Here is a 21,670-nt window from a genome sequence, read left to right on the forward strand (position 1 = left end):
ATTATAATCTATCTAACTATTTAAACTATAAAAGAAAAATAATTATATGCTAAAAAGAGTGTAGAATTTTAAATATTCTACACTCTTTTTTATTCGTTTTTATATCTTTCATCTATTACATATCCTCTTGTTCAAACATATAACCATATCGAGGGACAGAAACAATTCTTTGACCGTATTTACCTAATTTCTTACGTAATCTATATAAAAGGGTATTAATTTCTTCCCGTCCTACATCAGGCTGCTCAATATCATTCGTCATTCGTTCCGGCCAAACATTTACTTTAATTTCGTTATAGCTTACTGCGCTGTTGGCTCTTTGATATAACAACAAAAATAATTCTGTATCTTTACTAGTTAGATGGATTCTTACGCCATCAATTAAAATTTCTCTCTTAACTACATTCACTGATAAACCATTGAAATCATTTAGGTGTTTGTCTAAAACTAATGGCATATCAAGTGTGTCTCCAAGGTTCTGCTCTGATAGATTATGAAAAATAAGTACAGCAGCACCACTTGCAAGACTTATACAATCGCCATCACGAAGGAAAAAGGGTTTATTTTTTTCGATAGAAATATGATTTACTTGTGTTCCATGTTTACTCATGAGATCAACGATTGTGTAATTTTCTTCTTTATCGAAACTAATTAAAGCATGTTTTCTTGAGATATATTGACTAGTAAAAGGAATATCTGGGAAATCATTCCCCCACGTACGCCCTAGTAATGTTTCATTTAAGGAAATAGGAATTCTATTCTGGTTTGTGGCTGTTTCTCCTTGTTTTATAGAAAGATACACGTTTTGAATACTCATGAAGTTACTCCTTTGAAAACTAATCTAGTTAAACCAAAAAAGAGTGTATCATATGAATCTAATTTGTAAAGATAATTCATTATTTATAGTATCTTCTAATGTGGAAAAAAACAGGAACTAGATTATTAACTTTTTAAAAGAGTACATCAAATTCAATACTAATTTAACACTAAATTGATCTGAATAGTAGACCATTATTCGATTTAAAATCCTAAAAATGTTAATAACTAATTAATGCGAGAATTTGTCAATAAAAATTGTAAAGAGCTAATCGTCAAGTATTGGATTAGCTCTTTTTTTAGTTAATTAAACTTTATTAATAATTTAATAATTATTTCAGCTTAGGATTTTTATTTAGCATCTCAATATTTTTATTTCTTTCTCCGCCATCAGATAGGTCTTCAGCAAATTCATGGTCGGCGTTCTTACCTAACATAAGCTCAGAAGTACGTATTGTGCTGGATGGCAAATTATTATTCGCTGCGGCTTGCTCGTTCCATTTACTCATTAATATCACCTCGTAAAATTAGTATTGGAATTTGTCCATGTATTTATTTAGAATTATGTAAAGAAATGAGTAAGTTTGAGGAGATTCAGATTTAACCAGGAGTTAGAAACATGGAAATGATTGATTTAGATGCCACTGCAGCGGAATAATGCTTATCTAATCGTTCTAATTTATACTACGTTGTACATCCATTTGTTGGAATACTTTACCAGTTGTCTCATATCGTTTAATAGAGGGACACGTAATGAATGAATTGTGTTATATGGAAGAGAGGATGCCAGATGATGAAACGATTTGCAACGTATTATCCATATGAACGAAAATTATTAATCGAGGGTCTTCACAAACTCATTCAAGAGGAAACGAACAATCCACAGTCGTTTGTTGATTCAAGATTCACGTTCGCTCATTTGGCTAAAGATATTGGAATGAAAGTGGTTCTTGTTGGGTTCGGAGTAAGTGCAGTAGCATTACTGATTCCAACGAGTAAACTTTTCCTATACCCAGTCCGCATGGTCATAGAGAATGCATACTATCATGTAATCGATTGGGTGCATTATGATGTCGGGCATCACATTCACAAGTTAATAGCAATGAAGATCAATTTAGGCCACTATATTGCTTCGATTGATGCACATCAAACAACCAGTAGTCCGCTTGAAAAAGACGGTCATTATATCCTTGATAAAATCGATGGAAAAATGAAGAATCATTTCGAAGGAGTTAAAGATTTTCTGGAACGAAATAAATGAAGATCTAACTCCTTGCCTTGTTGGGGAGTTTTTATGTTGGACTTTAAGTAAACGGATTTTTTGCCAAGATTTTCGAAAAGTAATACATATGCTTTGGAAATGACTGGTTCATGTTTAATAGGTGTACACATACTCAAATCTGTTTACTCCTATTTAATTATCTAATAACAATATTGGTATTTAAGAGATAGATATTACATTTGATCTAATGGAAATTGGCGGAAACCAGGATATTCCAGGCCTTAATCCCCCATAAAAACATAATATCGAGTGAAAGGAGTACGATAATGGATCTATTCTTTGATCACCTTGTTTGGTTTTTTAAGAAACCAGAGAAAGCAATTTTCCCCTTAAGTCAAAAAGGAATTCATGTTGTGAAAGGAGGACGGCATGAATCTTGGGGTACATATAATACTCTATCTTATTTCGGCTTAAGTTATATTGAGTTTTTAGGCATTGAAAATTTATCAATAGCTGAAAAACATGAGGAAAATCGATTAATTACGCTAATCGTAAAACAGCTAGCAAAAGAAAGTCGGGAAGGTCCAGCGACAGTAGCAATCCGAACAAATCAGATTGAGGAACTTGCAATTAAACTTAAAGCAAAAGGACTTACAATATATGGACCGCTTACTGGGGAGAGAGTTCGTGCTGATGGCCAGGTAATCAGGTGGACATTATTATTCCCTGAATACCCGGAAAAAAAGGTTAAGTTACCATTTTTTATTAAATGGGAAAAATCAGATGAAGAAAGATATTCGGAATTTGAAGACCAAGGACTGATTGGATCACATATATTAGGGCAACCAAAATTGGAAAGCATTGGTTTTGTGGTAAATAATTTGGATGAGACATCAAAATTTTGGGAGAATTTATTTGGCCTTAATCAAGGAGAGGAGTATACTGATTCCAAAATCAATGCACGTTGTAGAATATTAAAATTAAACGGAACTAATTTATTATTGTGTACACCAATTGGAGATGGTCCAGCTGCTAAGGTATTAAAAGAAAAAGGGGATACACCTTTTTTAGTGAACCTTACTGATACAAATCAAAATCACTTGTTTGAAATGTTTGATGGTTATTGGAAGTTCGAATAATATATCTGTTTATTTCGATAAGTTACATAAATATTTTCAATTAGATATAGAAATAACAAAACGATTAACATTAAGCAGTAGTAAAGAACTGCGATCATTCTTGGTGGTTTTTTTATGAACTAACTATTGATTTACTGGTTATGTTTAATAGTGTTGCAAAGAGCTTGTAAAAAACTTGTAAAAAGAGTGTAGCCTAATTTGCATAAAATTGTTACATTTCTAAGTTAACATATATAAGAATATGTCAAGCTTAGGGAGATAACGATGAAACGAATTATAAGTAAAATTATATTAGTAGCTGCAAGTTTATCATTTACTATACTTCCAAATGATGTACTGGCAGAGAATATAGAAAATACAAAGATTAAGAGTATTCAAGATAAACGAGTAAAAGTTCAAGAAGAAGCACAAAAAGCAAAAAATGAGATGAATCAATTAAATGATCAGAAAAAATTGTTATTGAACTCTTTAAATACAATTAACAAATCAATTGAGAATGCAAAAATAAAGAAGAGCCAAAAAGTGGCTGAATTAATAAATGGCAAAAAAGAAATAGAAAAATTACAAGTTGAATTAGAAGGACTTCAAAAATCAGTTGGAAATAACTCATATATAGATGTTATTTTTGATGCAAAAAGCATTGGTGATTTAGTTCAACGAATAAACGCTATTGGTAAATTTATGAATGCTGATAAAGACTTGGTTAAGGAACAAAAGAACGATATTGAAAAAGTAGAATTGAAAAAGAAAGACTTAATCTTAACTCAATTTAAGTTGAAAAATGATAAAAAAGATCTTCAAAATTTAGAACGTTCACTTGTTAATCAAGAAACTCAGATGAATGCTATACTAAGCAAACTTAAGGATGATTTATTTGAAAAGGAACAAGATATTTTGAGTTTAGAGGAACAAGAAGAGCTATTAAAAGAACAGGAAAAAGCAATAAAAGTCGCTTCAAGTATTTCAGGTGGAAATTTTACTCGACCAGCGGAAGGGTATTTATCTTCAGGTTTTGGATACAGATCATTTGATCATGAAACACATTTTGGCGTAGATATTGTTAAAAAAGGAAGTACGCCGATTGTCTCAGTAGCAAATGGCGTTGTAATACGAGCTTACAATTCAGCTAGTTACGGTAATGTTGTTTTTATTACTCATAATATTAATGGAAAAGTATTTACATCAGTTTATGCTCATATGCAAAATTATCAAGTCTCAGCAGGTCAATCTGTTTCAAAGGGGCAAAAAATTGGAACGATGGGAAATACGGGGCATTCTTTTGGTAAGCATCTTCACTTTGAATTGCATGATGGTCAATGGAATGAGGCAAAATCAAACGCAGTAAATCCAGCAAAGTATATTAATTTTTAAGCTTTTATATATTTACAAACAAAAAACAGTCTATTTTTAGCTAGACTGTTTTTTGTTTGTGGAAAGATATGTGAGTGAAGTTTATCGGATAAAAAAAAATGGATTCCTTTAAAGGTAAAATTAGAAAATACGACAATTGAGGAAGAAAGAGTAAATATAAAAAAGAAGGTTATCATTCAAAGCAAGGTGGTGTATGAGGAACAACAAGAAATAGAGAATGGTTATTATTTGATCATCCTCTATTTTACTAAACAACGGTTAAGAAGAATTTAGTGTTTTTTAACAGGTTAAAAACAGCATTCTTATCTAATACAAAATCGTTAATAGAATTTCGATTCATATACAGATTCCCAATCCGAATCAGTGATATAGGTAACTGATGGTGTATTCGTACAATGACTGTTACGAACGCCTTTCCCCCCGATGACAAACTTTAAATGGGTATTTGTTTTAATACATGATTGAATCCACTTTTCTATCCTAACTAAATGAGCAGAATTGGTAATTGAGATTGTAATAATAGAAAGTTTCTTATGCTGAATTAAATCAAATAAACCATCAAGAGGTGTATTCGGTCCTAAATAAATCACTTCATTTCCTTTTTTTTGTAAGAATATACTAAACATCATTAGTCCAATGTGATGATTTTCTCCCTCAGGACAAAAAGCTAAGACTTTAGGCAGTGCCTTGTTTATTGGTAAAATCCTTAAAAACTGAGCAAATCTGTTTATGATAAATTGAGAGGCAAAGTGTTCCTGAGCAACAGTCGCTTTTCCTTTTTCCCATTCATCACCAATTCGATATAGGATTTCTGCCAAAATATGATGAAAAACATATTCATAATTAAACAATGAAAAAGCTAGTTCAATTATACTGTTTGCTTCTTGTGTATCCATATTCATAAGTGATTGATACAACTTGTCTTTTATAGCTATTATATCTTCATGAGATTTGCTACTGGGTAGGGGTTCAATTGACGACTTATAGGTTGATTGGTTTAGAAGTTGGACAGCCTCACTAACTTTCATTCGATTCTTTGTTGTTTGCTCTTTTAACCATTTTAAGGTTTCTAAATCTTTTTTGCTATACATGCGGTGTCCACCTTCTGTTCGCATTGGACTGACGACATGATATCGATTTTCCCAGGCTCTTATTGTTACAGTGGGTACGTCTATTAATTCAGATACTTTTTTTATACTGTACATTATCAATCACCTCCCATTAGCTATACATATTTTATACAAAAACTATACATGATTCAAGGGAACTTAGATGAATAATAAATTTAAAAGTTGAGAAAGTAAAAAATGATTGTCATTTTTGTATAACTTTTTGTATAATATTTAATGTAAGTTATACAAATTTTATAAGGAGGATAACAAAGATGAAAACATTAAATCTTTTGGCTTTGGTGTTGATTATTGTGGGAGGGTTAAATTGGTTATTAGTAGGACTATTTAAATGGGATCTAGTCGGAGGCATATTTGGTGGAATGGATAGTGTTTTTGCAAGAATTGTTTATATACTCGTAGGTCTTGCAGCTATCTATAGTTTTAAGCTTCTATCTAAGGTATCTAAATAAAAACTTTTAAATGAATTTTATTAGATTAAGAGTGACTTTTTTTAAGGCACTGGTTGTATTAGTCGTAACCTTTTTTTATAATATAAATTAACCTACTAGTATATATAATTAAATATCCTTTTTTATACTAAAGTGTCCCGCCATTATAAAAAATTATATTGCAGGATTACCACAATGAAAAAATCAATTCTTGAGAGTGATAGTTCAACAACAAGTAGAGGCTGATCCTTATACGATCAGCCTTTGCATTGCTATTCTGGAAAAAAAGCTATAAATGCTTTATCTGGTTTAGAAATAATATGTAACTATAAATAACTAAAATTTTAAAAGGAGTAACCTAAGTTACTCTTTTTTATTTTATGTAAAACAGAGGGGAAAATGAAATTCTTAAAAGAAAACTAACGGGTTCGATAGTTTAAAAAGAGATAATACCGAAACTTTCTTCATCAAAAAAGGGGCAGTTTGGTACTGGTGGAAGTATGTTATGTCTCACATTTGGTTCAAGAGAGGAGGGATTTAGGTCGAATTAAAACAAAAATACCATATGTAAACATATTTGTGTTCCTGAATGTATACACTTTCGGTTCAACTGTTCACCTACACAAATGTGCTTACTAGAGAAAAACCTATAATTTTATCTTTGTTTTGAAGTTTCATTTAATTAATAATTTTTAGGAGATAGGTAATGAATTAGAGGTTCACATTAATTAAAATGTTAGTTGTTTTAATAGTAATTTCGATCCTTTTACTTTATGAGGCATTATTTATTCAATAATAAAAGTTTTAAAATTACCGTTAAAGTATTAAAGTTAACAATAAAGTAGATTTCAGCGGAATGGAGTTGAAAGTATACGTTTCGATTAGATGTAATAGTTTTAGGAGGCTATCTTAATCCATAGGAGTGTTATTTCTCATAATACTTATATAGTCGATTTCTTCAAAGAGTAATAAGATCAGTTAGTTGATTTTTTTCGATTTTAAATGAAAATGATGAATGAACACCACAAAAATCGTATAGGATTAAAATCAAGACAAACAATAAAACGAGAAAAACTAAAGAGAAAAAGGTGTTTTTATGAAAAAACGCTTGATGAATCAAAAAAGTTCTACATTTGTTCTAATAGTGGGCTATCTGTTATTCAGTGTTTTATGGATACTCTTGTCAGACTCATTACTCGTTGAGTATGCTAGGGAGTTTCATGCTTTCTCTATGATAAAGGGGATTGGTTATCTAACCATTAGCGCCATTTTCTTTTACAGTGTCATTTACAAAAAACAACAAATCGTCAAACACATTGAAGAAAGATATCGCTTGTTTGTTGAGAACTCGACCGATATTATTATTGTTGTGAAAGACAACGGAACGATCGAATATGGTTCACCATCTTTTTCAACCTTCTTAGGCTACGTACCAACAGATTATGAAGGAAGAAGTATTTTTGAGTTTATCGCCAAAGAAGAAGTAAACAATCGGAAAGAAGTGTTTGCCCACCGAAAACAATTTAAATACGCTGGAAACTTTATCGTCAAGTTTATCCACAAAAACGGCAACTACGTGATTTTAGAGAGCAAATGTTTACCGATTATCGGTGAATCGGGTGAAGTAGAAAAATTGATGTATATCTCACAAGATATAACACTTCAGACTAAAGCCAAAGAAAAACATCGTGAAACAGAAGACCGCTATCAAAAATTAGTTGAACTATCACCAGATACAACGATGATCTACAATGAAAAGGGGGAAATCTTGTATACGAATTCGGCTGGCTTTGAACTAGTTGGTGCAAAAAACGAAGAAGAAGTAATTGGAAAGAACATCTTCCAATTTATCTCTCAAGAGTCGATGAGTCATGCAGCCAATCGAATGGAAGCCGCAATAAAAGGGGAAACTGGAATTAGCGAATACAATATAAAACGCTTAGATGGAACAATAATTAACACAGAGGTGTTATCGTTTCCAACAACGTATCAAGGAAATAAGGCGGTTCAAGTAATCGTGAGGGACATTACCGAACGAAAACTAACCGCAAAACAGCTAAAATTTTTAGCGTATTTTGATGTGTTAACAGGGATTGGAAATCGAAATGCACTCCAAACTAGACTAAATGAAGAAATACAAGAGTGTAAACAAACTCGTAAATCACTTGCTGTCTTGTTTTTAAATCTCGATCGGTTTAAAAATGTGAATGACACATTTGGCCATAGATTTGGCGATATGCTGCTAAGAGAGGTAACTGAACGATTAAAAGTAAACATAAGTAATCTATGTGAATTATTCCGTTTCGGAGGAGATGGGTTTGTGATTTTAATAAAAAACACAGATCACTCCAAAACAAGAAGAATGGCCAAACAAATCAACGAAGTTTTTGAACAAGCATTATACATCGAAGGACGTTCCATACATATGTCGATTAGTATTGGCATTAGTATGTACCCAGATAATGGCGAAACAGTAGAGCGGCTCATCCAAACCGCAGATGCAGCACTGTATCGTGTAAAAGAAAATTCAAAAAATGATTATTTTTTTTATTCCGACCATATCCAAGTCGAAAATGACCGGAAAATGGAACTTGAGATCAAGCTACGGAAGGCACTAGAAAATGATGAGTTTTCCTTGGTTTATCAGCCACAAATTGATTTAAAAACAAATGACATCGTTGGATTGGAAGTGCTTCTAAGATGGCATCATCCCACAGAGGGGTTCATTCCTCCAATTGAATTTATTCCAATTGCAGAAGAAACAGGTCTAATTAATCCAATTGGAAAATGGGTTATAGAAACAGCTTGCAATCAATTCAAACAATGGAAGGAATCATGTTTTCCGTTAAAAAGTATAGCGGTTAACGTTTCGGGTGTTCAATTAAAAGATAAAAATTTCGTCGGAATGGTCGAAAAAATACTATTTGACACAAAACTTATCCCAGGCTATCTGGATTTAGAAATTACCGAAAGTATAATGCAAGAAGCGAACTTGGCAAGTAAGATCATGAACGAATTAAAAAAAATCGGCGTACGCTTATCAATTGATGATTTTGGAATGGGGTATTCATCATTTCGTTATTTGCGACAACTCCCGTTTGATAAATTAAAAATTGATAAATCATTTATAGATGAAATTAATGGAGAATCAAATGATGGTGCAATTGTTACAGCCATAATCCAACTAGGAAACAAACTTGGATACGATATTGTCGCAGAAGGTGTCGAAACTAGAGCGCAAGTTGAGTTTTTACGATCAAATTTTTGTCATTATGCACAGGGCTATTATTTCAGTAAACCTTTAGCTACAAGTGACATAGAAGAACTCATCCGAACCAGATACAATCTTACTAAAAAGAGTTAAAACAATTGTTAGTTCCAAAAAAGCTAATACATAAAAAGAACCATCAATACCACAAATGTCATTTCCGTCATTTTCAAAATGAATTGCTGCAATTGTTAGACTAGCATAACCTTCTTTCACCAATGTGTTGATAATTTCAAATCTATAGTGGGTAAAGAAAAGACTAGAAGCTTTACTAAATTGAAGTTGCTCACATTTACACCCTCAGTTTTTTAAAGTTGAATAATAACCGCATTGTTCTAGCAGCTTATTTTAATATTGCTGCTTTTTTTATATCCATTAGTTCGTACCAACCTCAATCATCCAAAAGTTCAATGAGTTAGAAGACGGGATTGTCTACAATGGAAGTTTCTCCTATTTTCCAAATTGAAAGTAAGCGAAGGGAGGTGAAGAGTGAAACCTTAGTTAAAATACTGAGTTTCACGTGAAGAGTTTTTAAATTAAAGAAGTCGTTTCCTCGACATAAATTTCGCGTGGAAACATTAAACCGAAATATATCATACAAAACTTTATCAGGCGGAAATAGAATGGAGACCAATAAAGTTAATTAGATGATCGTTACATCTTGAAACTGGTGGATCCCTAAATCATAGTTACACTTGTTTTCAAAATTGGCTGTTGCCCACATATTGTATAAATGAAAAAAACTAGGAAGTATTCCTAGCTCTAATTATTTTGATATAAATTGCTGTGTCCAGTAAGTTTGTTTTCCTTTTTTGTAACCAATTCCAATGTATGTAAATTGTCCATTTAAAATATTTGCTCGGTGACCACTTGAATTCATCCAAGCTTTTACTACTTCTGCTGGTGTTTGTTGCCCCATCGCTATGTTTTCTGCTGCACTAGTATACGAAATCCCAAAAGATTTCATCATATCAAATGGTGAACCGTATTTTGGACTTTGATGTGCGAAGTAGTTATTTTGATCCATATCATTACTTTTTGCATAAGCACAATCATTAAGGGCTTTAAAATCAGCTTTTAATGCTGACAACCCCAATTTAGCACGCTCTTTATTCGTTAAGTCCAATACTTCTTTTTGATAAGCAGTTAATGTACTTGGTGTGCCCTGCACTGGATTTACTGGTGGTTTGCTTGGTGCAGATACTTTAACTGGTACTTTAATCGGTGTCCCTTTTCTGATGATGTACGTAGGTAATCTATACTTTAAACTTGGATTCACTTTTTTAATATCTGTAACTGAAACTTTGAACTTATTGGCAATTTGACTAAGTGATTGGTTTGAAGTTGGCTTATATGTGGTAAGTTTCACTGGTTTAATTGTCGAGCTCATAGACTCCAGCATTATATCGCGCTCATCAGAAATAATAGGTTCTTCAATTCTGTTTATACCTTCTTGTTGTGTATCATTTTTTATTATTTGAAAGTATCTATAAACAAAAAATAAGTTTGTTAAAAGTAGAAACAAACTCAGCCACATCCAAGGACTTTTTTTCTTAGTGTGTTCTGACATGGTTATTACCCTCCTTTTTTAATATTTTAACCACTATGTTTTTTTTTATTTGGTTTATTTGATAAAGATAGTGAAGTGTAAAATAGAAATTGATTACTATATATACAACACAATTAGGAGAAAATGGAGATTATCTTTAAAGACTTATAATCTGCCTCAAATTTTGGGAAATGGGTATTCTACTACTAAAAACATATTTGAGGTGAGAAAATCGATGAATGAAGCAGTTAAATCTTCTGTCATAGTTGTAGTAAATGACGAGTTAGCTGTCGATTGGGAAGATGACATGGTTCAAACTGTTTCGCTCCAAGTGGACCACTTATCATCACTCATTGACAGGTTAGAACACTTCAAACTAGATGTCCTTTTCCTTTTTTCTGACAATCTTCCAAGTGGGTCTCTTTCAGACTTACGGAAGTTAACCGATTTTTGCGAGGAGCGGTTTCTTTCAATAGGTTGGATTGGCTCAACTGAAATGTGGCGTCAATTGGAAGTGGGTTACCCAGATGTATACTTTCCTGAACGTGTTGAACTTGCCGAGTTGAAGCAAGTCGTGAAGACAGTTTGTAAACGACGCAAACGAATTCTAGACCATGTTCTTGTTGATACGATAACAGGTGTAAATACTGTACGTTTTCTAAAAATGGAACTCGAAACCTTTTTATATGATTTGAGACGTTCGTATGAAGCGTTTTCAATCGTGACGATAAAAGCTGATGACTTAACCATTGTTGATGAAAATGAGAAATATGCAATTGGTTCGAAATTAATTCAATTTATCAAAGGAAGTGTTCGACCGACTGATTTTTTAGCGCTTCATCCGGTAAGTGGACTGGTCCTCCTTCTTCCGAAGACAGTAAAAGTGGATGCACTCAAATTGATGAAACGGTTAGAACACTCCTTCTCTGAACAGGTTGGCTCGTTTTTTTATCGTGTCATTGAAATCGCTGATCCAACTCGTTCGGTGGAACAGTGTTTAGCCTTAATTGAAAAGGTGCCATCTTCCCGGGTGGAGGATGATCTACAAGTAACGGACATCCGGAGAATTAAGATTGCGGTGATCGATGATGACCGTTTAATTCGTGAGTTGTTGCATCATCAATTAGCTGATTTTGGTGGGGAAATGGTTGATGTAGAGGTCAAGGGTTTTGTAGATGGTGAAGCGTTTTTTGCGGATCCTTGGCATCGTCAAAATGAACGATTTGTGATCATTATCGATCAGCTTTTGCCAAAAATGGGTGGATTGGAAATTTTACGGATAATACAAACGAAATATGACCGAAAGAGATATAATTGCTTACTGCTTGGCCGTGAGGGACGAGAGGCTGATATTGCAATTGCAATAAGAAGTGGTGCGAATGATTACCTAGCAAAACCATTTAGCTTAAGGGAATTGCGTAGTCGGATGAATCGGCTACTTGGCCTGATGTTACCATGACAACTGTTTGGGTTGTTTTACTATTAATGGGAATCTTGATTGTGGGTATTCTCACGATTTATGTCTATTTGGTCGTTCGAAAAGTCAACCAAAAAAATCTGTTAAAAAAGCAACAAAATTGGTTGGAACAAAATTTAAACACGATTGAGAATTATGTGGTGAAAGGTGAATTGTCGGTTTCATTTTTTCCAAATGAAGAATATCAATTTAGTGTGATGGAAGAAATCTTTAGTCATTATCTTGGAATAATTCAGTTTGAGAAGGATTTCGATCCGATTCGTCCAATCATCAACCGCTACTTACTTCCGCGGTACAGAAAGAAACTCGCATCAAGGAGATGGGCGGAGCGAATGAACGCATTATATTTCATTCATCAATTTGGCATCAAATCGATGAAGAACGATTTAATTTCTCATTTAGATTCGGCAAATTGTTCTGTTGAAGAGCGTTTTGAAATTTTTCTCATTCTAGCTAGGTTTCGCGACCAGACTGTTTTCACGCTTATTAAGAGCCATAAACAAATGCCATCTTTTTTACTCACGGAATGTTTGAAACATTTTACGACTTTTCGGACAATTGATTCTTTTTTAATGGATTGGCATGAACTTGACCAAACAATTCAGTATGCATTACTGGACGTTATTCGAGTGAAGCATTTTTTAACAGAAAAAACCCAAGCGTTGCTAGAATCTTTGATTCAATCAAGCGATTTAGAACTTCGCATTCGTTCGTATAAAACAATAGCTTCAATCGGTTATTTATCGAAAAAAGAATTGGTGTTGAATAGAATCAAAATCATGCAGTCAACTGAAGAATGGGATAACCAGAAAAACATAAGTGAAAAACTAATGTTGACTCGTCTGATGGGTAGTATTAGGTCCCAAGATTTTTTGCCGATATTACATCAACTCATCTCAGACCGAGCTTATTCGGTTCGGTCGGAAGCTGCAAGGTCGATTCGAAAGTATAAAAATGGAGAAGAATTACTCCTTGAAATCAATAAAACACATTTAGACGCATACGCCCGTCAGATTGCACAAGAATGGTTAGAAAGGGTAGTGTTTGATGAATAATGCTGTACTGATATTTTTCAATCGATTGATCATTGTGTATGTATTTCTTTTATGTATAACGTATTTACTATTGTTTTTCGCTGCATTTTTTCGTTTAAAAAGGGAAATTGGACTTCACAAAATTGAACCTTATAAACGGTTAAAAGAATCAGCTTTTACAGCACCACTTTCCATTCTCGTTCCTGTATACAATGAAGAAGTTGGTGTGATAGGCACGATTCTTTCGTTAGTGACAGGGAGTGGTCGATTAGATTACCCGCAGTTTGAGGTTATTGTCATCAATGATGGGTCCAAAGATCTAACACTTCAGAAAGTGATTGATCGATTTGAAATGAAAGTGATGAAACACAAAGTCATTCAAAAAAGAAACGGTATTTCGACAAAAAAAGTCAGAAATGTGTACCAATCAGCCATTTATCCATTTTTGTATTTGATTGATAAAGAAAATGGAGGAAAAGCAGATGCACTGAACGCTGGCATTAACTTGTCAAACTATCCTTATTTCGCTTCAATTGATGGTGACACCATTTTGGATACTGATTCATTTCTTAAAATCATGAAACCCATTATTGAAAATAGTGACGAAGAAATCATCGCCATTGGGGGAAATGTCCTTATCGCAAATGGAAGTCACGTATCTCATGGCAAAATAAACGAAATGCGTCTCACTAAACATCCACTTGTGATTATGCAAATTATTGAATATGTAAGAGCTTTTTTAATCGGACGAATTGGACTGAGTCAAAAAAATTTATTGCTCATTATTTCTGGTGCCTTTGGTGTGTTTAATACATCTCGAGTGATACAAGTTGGCGGATATTTAACGAACACGATTGGAGAAGACATGGAACTTGTTGTTCGATTGCATGAAAAAAACATCGAACACAAATGGGGTGCGCGAATTGAATATGTTGCAGATCCTGTTTGTTATACAGAAGCACCTGAGTCATTTGCTGTTTTGCGTACGCAAAGGGTCCGCTGGCATCGAGGATTATTTGAAAGCTTGTGGGCACACCGGAAAATGATATTCAATTTTAAATACGGAGCAATTGGATTTGTAGCAATGCCCTACTTTTTATTTGTAGAATTTTTTGGACCGATTATTGAGTGTTTAGGATATTTCACACTTATATTCAATATCTTTTCGCAGGATGTCAATATTCTTTATTCGTTTTTGTTACTTGTTTTAATGATTTTTTATGGTTCTTTTCTTTCTGTTGGTGCTGTCTTGTTAGAAGAATGGCGAATTGATAAGTATCAAAGTATTCGTGAGTTGAATCGCTTATTTTTATTTGCACTTTCAGAAGCGTTTTGGTATCGTCCGATTATTACGTATTGGCGAGTTAAAGCCACGTTTTCAATTCTGCTCGGTAAAAGTCAAGGTTGGGGCGAAATGAAACGAAAAGGGATGTAATTTCATAAACTGTCAATATTGGTTAGTTTACTAAAAAAAGAATTAAATCTTATACTTGAGCAGACTTTTTTGCACAACGTTTTTTATATTTATCAAAGGTTTCACAACATCTAGCTAAAATAGGGCAGGCATTGGAACCGAATAGAACAGATGAAATGATTTAATAAGCTCCACATTTACATCTAATCAGTCAATCAGTCTAATTGTACGTGTGAGATATAAAATTAAAATCTCAGTTACTCATTTAAAGAGAGTAAACAAATTTTAATGGATATATCGACGAGTTTTCTGATTCAGTTAGACTAACTACCATAACCTTTTTAAGATGATAAAGGGAATCTCTTACTCGTCAACAAAAGAAAACATTGCGACGATGGAAAACAACCAACTCTAGTAGGTTACCTCATTGAAGAGTTTTAGTGGTCACTGAGTGATTTAAATAAGAAGTTCACAAACAATTACAAGAGCTAGGGTATCCCTAGCTCTTGTTTAACGGTTAAACTTCATCTTTTGGAAGTTCATCTTCACCTACAACGCAATTACGACTTCGTTCTTTCCCTATATACATTGCTGAATCAGCTCGGTGAATGCTTTTAGATAAACCAATTGTTGGATCATATCGCGAGACACCAAACGTCATTGTAATGAGTATGCTTTTGTGCTCTAACGAAAATTCGTGTGCTGCGATTCGTTGACGTAACGATTCTGCAACTTTTAAGCCACCTTCGTAAGGTGTATTCGGTAACACAATTAAAAACTCTTCACCGCCCCAACGGCCAATATAATCATTTTTTCGAATGGAACTAGCGACAAGTGACGCACTTTCTTTTAACACATAATCACCCATTTCATGGCCGTACGTATCGTTAAACGTTTTAAAACGGTCAATATCAAATAAGATAAAAGTAATTGGTTGCTTTGATATCTGTGCATGATTGATTTCAACATCAAGTGCATAGTCCAAACCACGACGATTTAAGATTCCTGTTAACGGATCGGTTGTTGTAAGGGTTTCTAACTCTTTCTCTCTTGATTCAAGTGTCCTAACTGTAGACTTCAATTGTTGTTCAGCTGTCTGCTTTTTAACAAACAGAAATGTTACAAAAACAAGCATACAAAGTACTATTAGAACTAAGAAGCATTTTATTCCAAATAATTCCACATAGTCAGATGGCGTTAAAAAGTAATAAAATGTCCAATTGGCATTTGGGATTGATTGTTTGATAAAACGTAAACCATGATGAAATTGAGGTACGTTATCTGCTTTTGAGCGAAGCGCTTGATAATCATTTGAGCGACCAAGAAATTGACTGATGTTGGTGACTCTGGATGAAGATAAGTATTTATTCTTTGAGGTCGCTATAATTTCACCTCGTTCATCACATAAAAAACTAGTATAAAGTTTATTTAACCCAGCGCTTAATTGGTGAACGGTCATATCAAGCGAAACAGATCCAATATAGTTTCCTTTGTAATCAATAGGTGCTGATACTGTAGCCATCATCCCTTTACCTGCTCGATCGACATAAGGAGTACTCCAATATGGTTTTCTTGTTTTATTTTGTTTGAAGCTCCCTAGTTTCCAATAATCATTATTTAATGACTCTTTTTTGAATGTGTACAATTTTGATGGAACAAATGGGTATAAATTATTAAATCCACTTTCACTTGTGTAGTATAACCACGAGATGTTTGGGAATCGTTCATAGATCGATACAAAAAAAGGATTTAAATGATCTGCCAAGTTCAGTTCTCGAATTTTTAATTCGGAGGTATAAATGTGTCCATACCCAGTGATATTACCGTGAGTTTTTTCACTCGGTGTATTAATTAAGGCATCACTATGAAAGGTGTTTGTTTTTGGATTGTATTGCAAATAATCAATTTTCTTTGTGAAATCCGTTCGGGTTTTGAGTACATCATTGGAATAAATTCGTAGGAGATCAGCTAATTCCGTGTGATTTGTTGTATAGAGAGCAATTCGTTGCGCATCTACATTAAACCAATCACGAAAACGAGCGGATTCGACTAGTACTAGATACGTAAGATATGATAAAAAAAGAAAAGACGAGAGCACACTGGTGATGAAAACTATTTGGATTTTCTTCATTTTGCCCCTTCTTTCTTTCGTTTTGCTAACCATTTTTCAAATTCGTCTGTCGAAAGTGGTTTTGAAAAGTAATACCCTTGGATTTGAGGAGAGCCTGTGACATTTTGAAGAAAGGTATATTGCTCTTTTGTTTCGACCCCTTCAATGACAACTTCTAGATTTAACGAAAAACATAAATCAATCATCGCTCGCATAATGGCTGCATCTTTTTGCGAACGAGGTACTTCGTCGATAAACGATTTATCAATCTTAATTGTCGAAATCGGGATTTTACGCAAATAGGATAAGGAAGAAAGCCCTGTTCCAAAATCATCCAATGCGACTGATAATCCTAAGTTTCTGAAAGTTCGAACCGCACGAACCGCGCTATCTATATTTGCAATGGCACTTGTTTCGGTTATTTCAAGTTCAAGAAATCGGCGGGCATTCGGATAGTTTTTGATGTTTCTTTGAATGACTTCACTTAGTCTTGTTAGCGGTACATAAGTTCCAGGGATATTCACCGATATTTGTTGAAAGGGAATTTCTTTTTTAACCCATTCCTCAATTTGTTGACAGGCTGTTTCGATTACGTAATCTGTTACATCAAATATTTTGTTGCTTTTCTCCATAATGGGAATAAAGATCGCTGGTGATAATAGTCCGTGAACTGGATGTTGCCATCGTAAAAGCGCTTCAACACCTGTCACTTCTTCTGTTTTCGATGACACTTTCGGTTGATAATCAAGAAATAAATTACGATTGGCAATCCCTTCATAGATTGATTCTTCCAGGTTTAAATCCGAAGGGTTCTCATGTATAGCTGGATTGTATTCGATTATCCCAGTAGAAAAACGGGAAAGCGGATGTTCTATAGCTGCCATGCAATTTGCAAATAATTCGGTCAGTTCTGTTTTTTCGTTTCGAGAACAAAAGGAACAAATAGTTTCTATGTGATCACTTTCTTTGTCTATATGATTAAGATTGTTCGTTAAAAACTGTTTTATTTCCTCTTTTAGATTTACTGCGACTCCTTCGCCTGTTGCCAACACCACGATTCGGTTTTGCTCGACTTGGTAGATTTTTACATAGTTTGGTAGTTCCGTTTTTAAGGATTTAGCAACTTGGTACATCATTTGCTCTGTCATTCGATAATTTTTCCCTGAAATCCATTCATTTGATTGTTGAATTTGAATCAGTGCCAACGCACTTTCTACCGCAACCTGATGGATATCTATTTCGAATTGACGTTGATTCAATAAAAGGGTAATCGGATCGACATAGTGTAGTCGATGATTGATGTATCGGTCTAACAGACTAGCAAGTAGCGACACAGTTAAAATGAATATCATACTAACGGCTGTAGCGATCGATACTAATATTCTATCCATTGGATAATGGAAACTCATTGGATGATGCACATGGTTACTTGCTGTAAACGTGACACCTGCCATTGCAACATAATGCATACTGGAAATGGCTATTCCTAGTACAACCGATGCAATCACTTTCCACCACCCATTAGCAATATAGTGAGATCGGACAGTTGAAAAACAGGACAATGCAACGAATGATGTAGCAATTGCAATGAAGGTGGATAAAAACACAGTCCACAAGTTGGTATGTCGTTCAGCATGGACTTGAATGCCCATCATATCAATATAGTGCATACTGGAAATCCCTAAACCCATCAGTAAACTAGCTAGAATGGTTTGTTTCAGAGATTGTTTTGGATGGTTTGCGACATAAAAAGCAAGATAGGAAGAAAAAATTGCCGGGATAGTCGAAATGGCCATGATAGCAGGAGAATGGAGCATTTGAACAGGAAGTAAAAGTGCGTTCATGCCTATAAAATGCATTGACCAAATGCCAAGTCCCATCACAATTGCTGAAAGCACGCGCCAAACTGTCGTTGGTAAAAAACTCGTTTGTTGCACTCTTTGGTTAAGTGTTAAGGCATCGTAGGAAGACCAACAAGCTATTACAACAGATAAAATAATCAACGTAACGGAATAACTTCCTTTTAGTTCACCCGTCATTGGTTAACCTCCTAATAGCATTATGGAAAACGATCGTTTTGGAGAATATTTATTGTAGGAAAACGTACCATTTTAGATAGTGTTAGTTTTGTTCTACGACTGGAATAGTATGCAAGAATAAGGAGTTTTTCGTCAAAAAAAAGAATTAAAATGTAGTAGTTATACAAATATCCTTTAATAGAGATGAACAGATTAACAAAAGCAATTTCCTTTCATCTAATCGGGATTTTTACAAATAGATATTAGTGAAGCTATACGATTTATAATTTAAAGGGAGACAGAATTGATCCTAGATATAAATCAAATTTATTGTGGATTAGGGGAGAGGTAACAGATTAATGTGCTGCAGTTATATCTATTGAACTAAAGCGCTGTCCCGAATGCTTTAAAAAGTGTGTGAGCTAGAGATGGAGAGTGGTCATACTATGGATAAAGAAATGATTAATTTCTTTTATGAGATAAAGGAACGTGCTTTCACTATATGGGATACAAGAGCCCTCGTAGGAAGAGGGAGAAAAGTCTAATCTTGTGGAAAGGGTGTTTAGGTTGAAAAGGAATTTAAAAATTGTAAGTACTATCGCAGTTTTGGTTTTATCTAGTTTACCGTTCAGTGGACTTGTACATGCAGATACAGAGGTTGGCACTGTTAAAAAAGGTGCAGTCATGTATACAAGTAAAGGTGAAACAAAACCATTCCGCGTTGAAAATCAAGTAGGTGCAAGTGTGCCAGCACATGTAACTGAAGACAAACCATTTTTTGTTGTGAAAGCAACGGATCCGTTTGGGTACGCTACGGTAACGTATGATGATTATGATAGCAAGGTAACAACTCAAACGACAACTCAAACTGTCTATTCAGTAAACGCAAATGTTCGAGGTTATACGGGCAAGTCATGGAAGGGTCGACATGGGTTTACTACAAAAAAAGGGATGTCGCTTAATCCAGTTGGTAACGGTTGGTACAGCGGAACACAAACGATCACAGCATACAAAAATGTGAAAGAAAAGGGCAATAAAAAGACCGTAAAATACGCAAAAAAAGTACAGGTTTACATTCCATCTAGATATGTAGAGAAAAGCAAGAAAGTGAATACCTTCAAAAAAACATTGTGGGAAAAGAAAACAAAAACAGCGAAAATGTGGTTTAAAACGGCGGATATTGTGGGAATGACAAATGTCACTTCAAATCCTGTCACTAGGTTTGATGAGCAAACGATTATTACGTTAATCAATGGAATGGCTGGGTATACAAATGCAGTTCAAAAAGTTGATTTTAAAGCATTTATGAACCCAGTATCTGATATGAACGGTAACGATTTATCCATTCAATATTATGGGTCGTTGCACATGATTAATTCAGTCGGTCAACCAAATACAATCGCTAAAAAATTAGAAGATATATATGGATATAAATTTGAATTCACATCAAAACCAGGTATTGGTCAAAGTGATACGATATACTACATGACAAAAACAAAACTGTCGGAAAATCCATTAGATAATATTCCTGAAGCAAAAGCGATGGAAGTAGCACAAAGTGTGACCTCAACAAAGATTACCAATGTGTCCTATGAAAAAGCAGAAGATGCAAAGATATTTGGAACTGTGATCGTGATTGGAACAGGTATGAATTCCTCGTCTGATTTAGATGAAATTGACCAAGCCCTAACAAATGTCATGCGAAAAAATGTATTTGTAATAAACTTATCAGATGACGGAAACGGGAACTACATGTTAACACTACAAGTGCAAAAAACCGCCGGATGAAGTTTCCTGTTAAAGATTCTCTTATTTACTAAAGAGAATCTTTTTTTGTTGACAGAAATACGGTAAATTTTTTGGTAAAAAACAATTTTTCAAAATGCTAAAAAAAAGAAACTCCCTAGCCGTAGAAAACAGAAGAAAGTCTATTTTTGTTTTTAAAGTTAATTAGTTAAGAAATAAATAATATAATATATTCACTTTAAATGGTAGCTCAGTTAAACGCTAGACCTGTTAGTTATCTTGAGAGAGGAGGCATAATCGAACGATTTTTTGGTGTACTAGAAGAAAATAGCTTTCACCAATGCCTAATACAACAGATAGTAACATACATGATCCAAGACGTAAGAGTCCAGAAGAAAATGCAGTGAAATTTAATATAAAATGAAATTCATCAATTGTTGGTAGTAGTAATGGCAAATTATAATGGTATTCCACATGAGGAACTAAATATTTGAGTCCTTAACTTGCTTTTTTTAATACAATAACACAATGAAGTAAACTAATTTGCGTCTAAAACGTTAAAATCGAGCGGTCCAATAGACTAAAGAGCTTGAAATTAAATTAAAATGTTCGGTAATTACTACAAAAATGTAAATTACGTATAATAAATGATAAAAGTAACAATTTTTTGTCGCAGAAGTAAACAGAATGGTGTCTTTGGAAAGTAGGGTGGTAAAAAAATTGCCATCCTTAATGTTTTTGTTTTTTGTTAGTTTACATAATATATAGTATACGTCTTGCATTTAACATAATCATTTTAGTTTACATAAAAACATTTTATTATTAAAAATTAATAATTAACTACAGTAATATTAGCACATATTTATTACAAGAAGAAGTGTTAACAAATTTTTAAATTTCATTCTGATTATTTAGTTGAAGGTAAAATAGAAAATCCAGCTTTTA

General features: G+C 33.8%; 15 protein-coding genes. 9 read left to right on the forward strand and 6 right to left on the reverse strand.

Going from position 1 to position 21,670, the window contains the following annotated elements:
- Window positions 1–115: 115 nt before the first annotated feature.
- The gene (locus MY490_RS11150) at window positions 116–817 is read right to left on the reverse strand and encodes an FHA domain-containing protein (protein WP_248269253.1); all 702 of its coding nucleotides are present in this window, start codon (window positions 815–817) and stop codon (window positions 116–118) included.
- Window positions 818–1,148: 331 nt separating this feature from the next.
- Window positions 1,149–1,325 (reverse strand): hypothetical protein, encoded by a 177-nt coding sequence (locus MY490_RS11155; RefSeq protein ID WP_248269254.1) that lies wholly within the window; start codon window positions 1,323–1,325, stop codon window positions 1,149–1,151.
- A gap of 281 nt (window positions 1,326–1,606) precedes the next feature.
- On the opposite strand from MY490_RS11155, the gene MY490_RS11160 reads away from it, so the two are divergent.
- The 3 genes from MY490_RS11160 to MY490_RS11170 all read left to right on the forward strand — a co-directional run bounded on the left by MY490_RS11160 (window position 1,607) and on the right by MY490_RS11170 (window position 4,548).
- Complete coding sequence (locus tag MY490_RS11160; protein ID WP_248269255.1) at window positions 1,607–2,077, forward strand: hypothetical protein; 471 nt, start codon at window positions 1,607–1,609, stop codon at window positions 2,075–2,077.
- Window positions 2,078–2,364: 287 nt separating this feature from the next.
- Window positions 2,365–3,177, forward strand: a complete 813-nt coding sequence (locus tag MY490_RS11165) for a VOC family protein (protein WP_248269256.1) — start codon at window positions 2,365–2,367, stop codon at window positions 3,175–3,177.
- A gap of 264 nt (window positions 3,178–3,441) precedes the next feature.
- Window positions 3,442–4,548: a murein hydrolase activator EnvC family protein gene (locus MY490_RS11170; protein ID WP_248269257.1), complete on the forward strand. Its 1,107-nt coding sequence runs from the start codon at window positions 3,442–3,444 to the stop codon at window positions 4,546–4,548.
- 320 nt (window positions 4,549–4,868) lie between these two features.
- On the opposite strand, the gene MY490_RS11175 is transcribed toward MY490_RS11170, so the two are convergent.
- Complete coding sequence (locus MY490_RS11175) at window positions 4,869–5,753, reverse strand: MerR family transcriptional regulator (RefSeq protein WP_248269258.1); 885 nt, start codon at window positions 5,751–5,753, stop codon at window positions 4,869–4,871.
- 179 nt (window positions 5,754–5,932) lie between these two features.
- On the opposite strand from MY490_RS11175, the gene MY490_RS11180 reads away from it, so the two are divergent.
- Both MY490_RS11180 and MY490_RS11185 read left to right on the forward strand, forming a co-directional pair.
- Window positions 5,933–6,130, forward strand: coding sequence for a DUF378 domain-containing protein (locus MY490_RS11180; protein WP_248269259.1), 198 nt, complete (start codon window positions 5,933–5,935; stop codon window positions 6,128–6,130).
- Window positions 6,131–7,205: 1,075 nt separating this feature from the next.
- Window positions 7,206–9,473 carry a sensor domain-containing protein gene (locus MY490_RS11185; RefSeq protein WP_248269260.1) on the forward strand — a complete coding sequence of 756 codons (2,268 nt, stop codon included), beginning with the start codon at window positions 7,206–7,208 and terminating at the stop codon, window positions 9,471–9,473.
- A gap of 670 nt (window positions 9,474–10,143) precedes the next feature.
- Here the strand turns inward: MY490_RS11185 and MY490_RS11190 are convergent.
- Window positions 10,144–10,947, reverse strand: coding sequence for a CAP domain-containing protein (locus MY490_RS11190; protein WP_248269261.1), 804 nt, complete (start codon window positions 10,945–10,947; stop codon window positions 10,144–10,146).
- Between the two features lie 214 nt (window positions 10,948–11,161).
- Here MY490_RS11190 and MY490_RS11195 point away from each other — a divergent pair, with 214 nt between their 5' ends.
- Genes MY490_RS11195 through MY490_RS11205 form a run of 3 tightly spaced genes read left to right on the forward strand, consistent with a single transcriptional unit; the run spans window position 11,162 to window position 14,872 of the window.
- Window positions 11,162–12,385, forward strand: coding sequence for a response regulator (locus tag MY490_RS11195; protein ID WP_248269262.1), 1,224 nt, complete (start codon window positions 11,162–11,164; stop codon window positions 12,383–12,385).
- Window positions 12,382–13,458, forward strand: a complete 1,077-nt coding sequence (locus MY490_RS11200) for a HEAT repeat domain-containing protein (protein WP_248269263.1) — start codon at window positions 12,382–12,384, stop codon at window positions 13,456–13,458. The genes MY490_RS11195 and MY490_RS11200 overlap by 4 nt, the downstream gene beginning before the upstream one ends.
- A complete protein-coding gene (locus tag MY490_RS11205; protein ID WP_248269264.1) occupies window positions 13,451–14,872 on the forward strand; it encodes a glycosyltransferase family 2 protein in 1,422 nt (473 codons plus the stop codon). The genes MY490_RS11200 and MY490_RS11205 overlap by 8 nt, the downstream gene beginning before the upstream one ends.
- A 496-nt stretch (window positions 14,873–15,368) precedes the next feature.
- Here the strand turns inward: MY490_RS11205 and MY490_RS11210 are convergent, their stop codons facing one another.
- Window positions 15,369–16,982 (reverse strand): diguanylate cyclase, encoded by a 1,614-nt coding sequence (locus tag MY490_RS11210; protein ID WP_248269265.1) that lies wholly within the window; start codon window positions 16,980–16,982, stop codon window positions 15,369–15,371.
- Window positions 16,979–19,000 carry a bifunctional diguanylate cyclase/phosphodiesterase gene (locus MY490_RS11215; RefSeq protein ID WP_248269266.1) on the reverse strand — a complete coding sequence of 674 codons (2,022 nt, stop codon included), beginning with the start codon at window positions 18,998–19,000 and terminating at the stop codon, window positions 16,979–16,981. Before MY490_RS11215 ends, MY490_RS11210 begins: the two co-directional genes overlap by 4 nt.
- 546 nt (window positions 19,001–19,546) lie before the next feature.
- Between MY490_RS11215 and MY490_RS11220 the strand changes: the two genes are divergently transcribed.
- On the forward strand, window positions 19,547–20,767 hold the full coding sequence (locus MY490_RS11220; protein WP_248269267.1) for a hypothetical protein: 1,221 nt from the start codon (window positions 19,547–19,549) through the stop codon (window positions 20,765–20,767).
- Window positions 20,768–21,670 lie beyond the last annotated feature (903 nt).

The sequence above is a fragment of the Gottfriedia acidiceleris genome (genome assembly GCF_023115465.1).
GTDB classification, from domain to species: domain Bacteria; phylum Bacillota; class Bacilli; order Bacillales; family Bacillaceae_G; genus Gottfriedia; species Gottfriedia acidiceleris_B.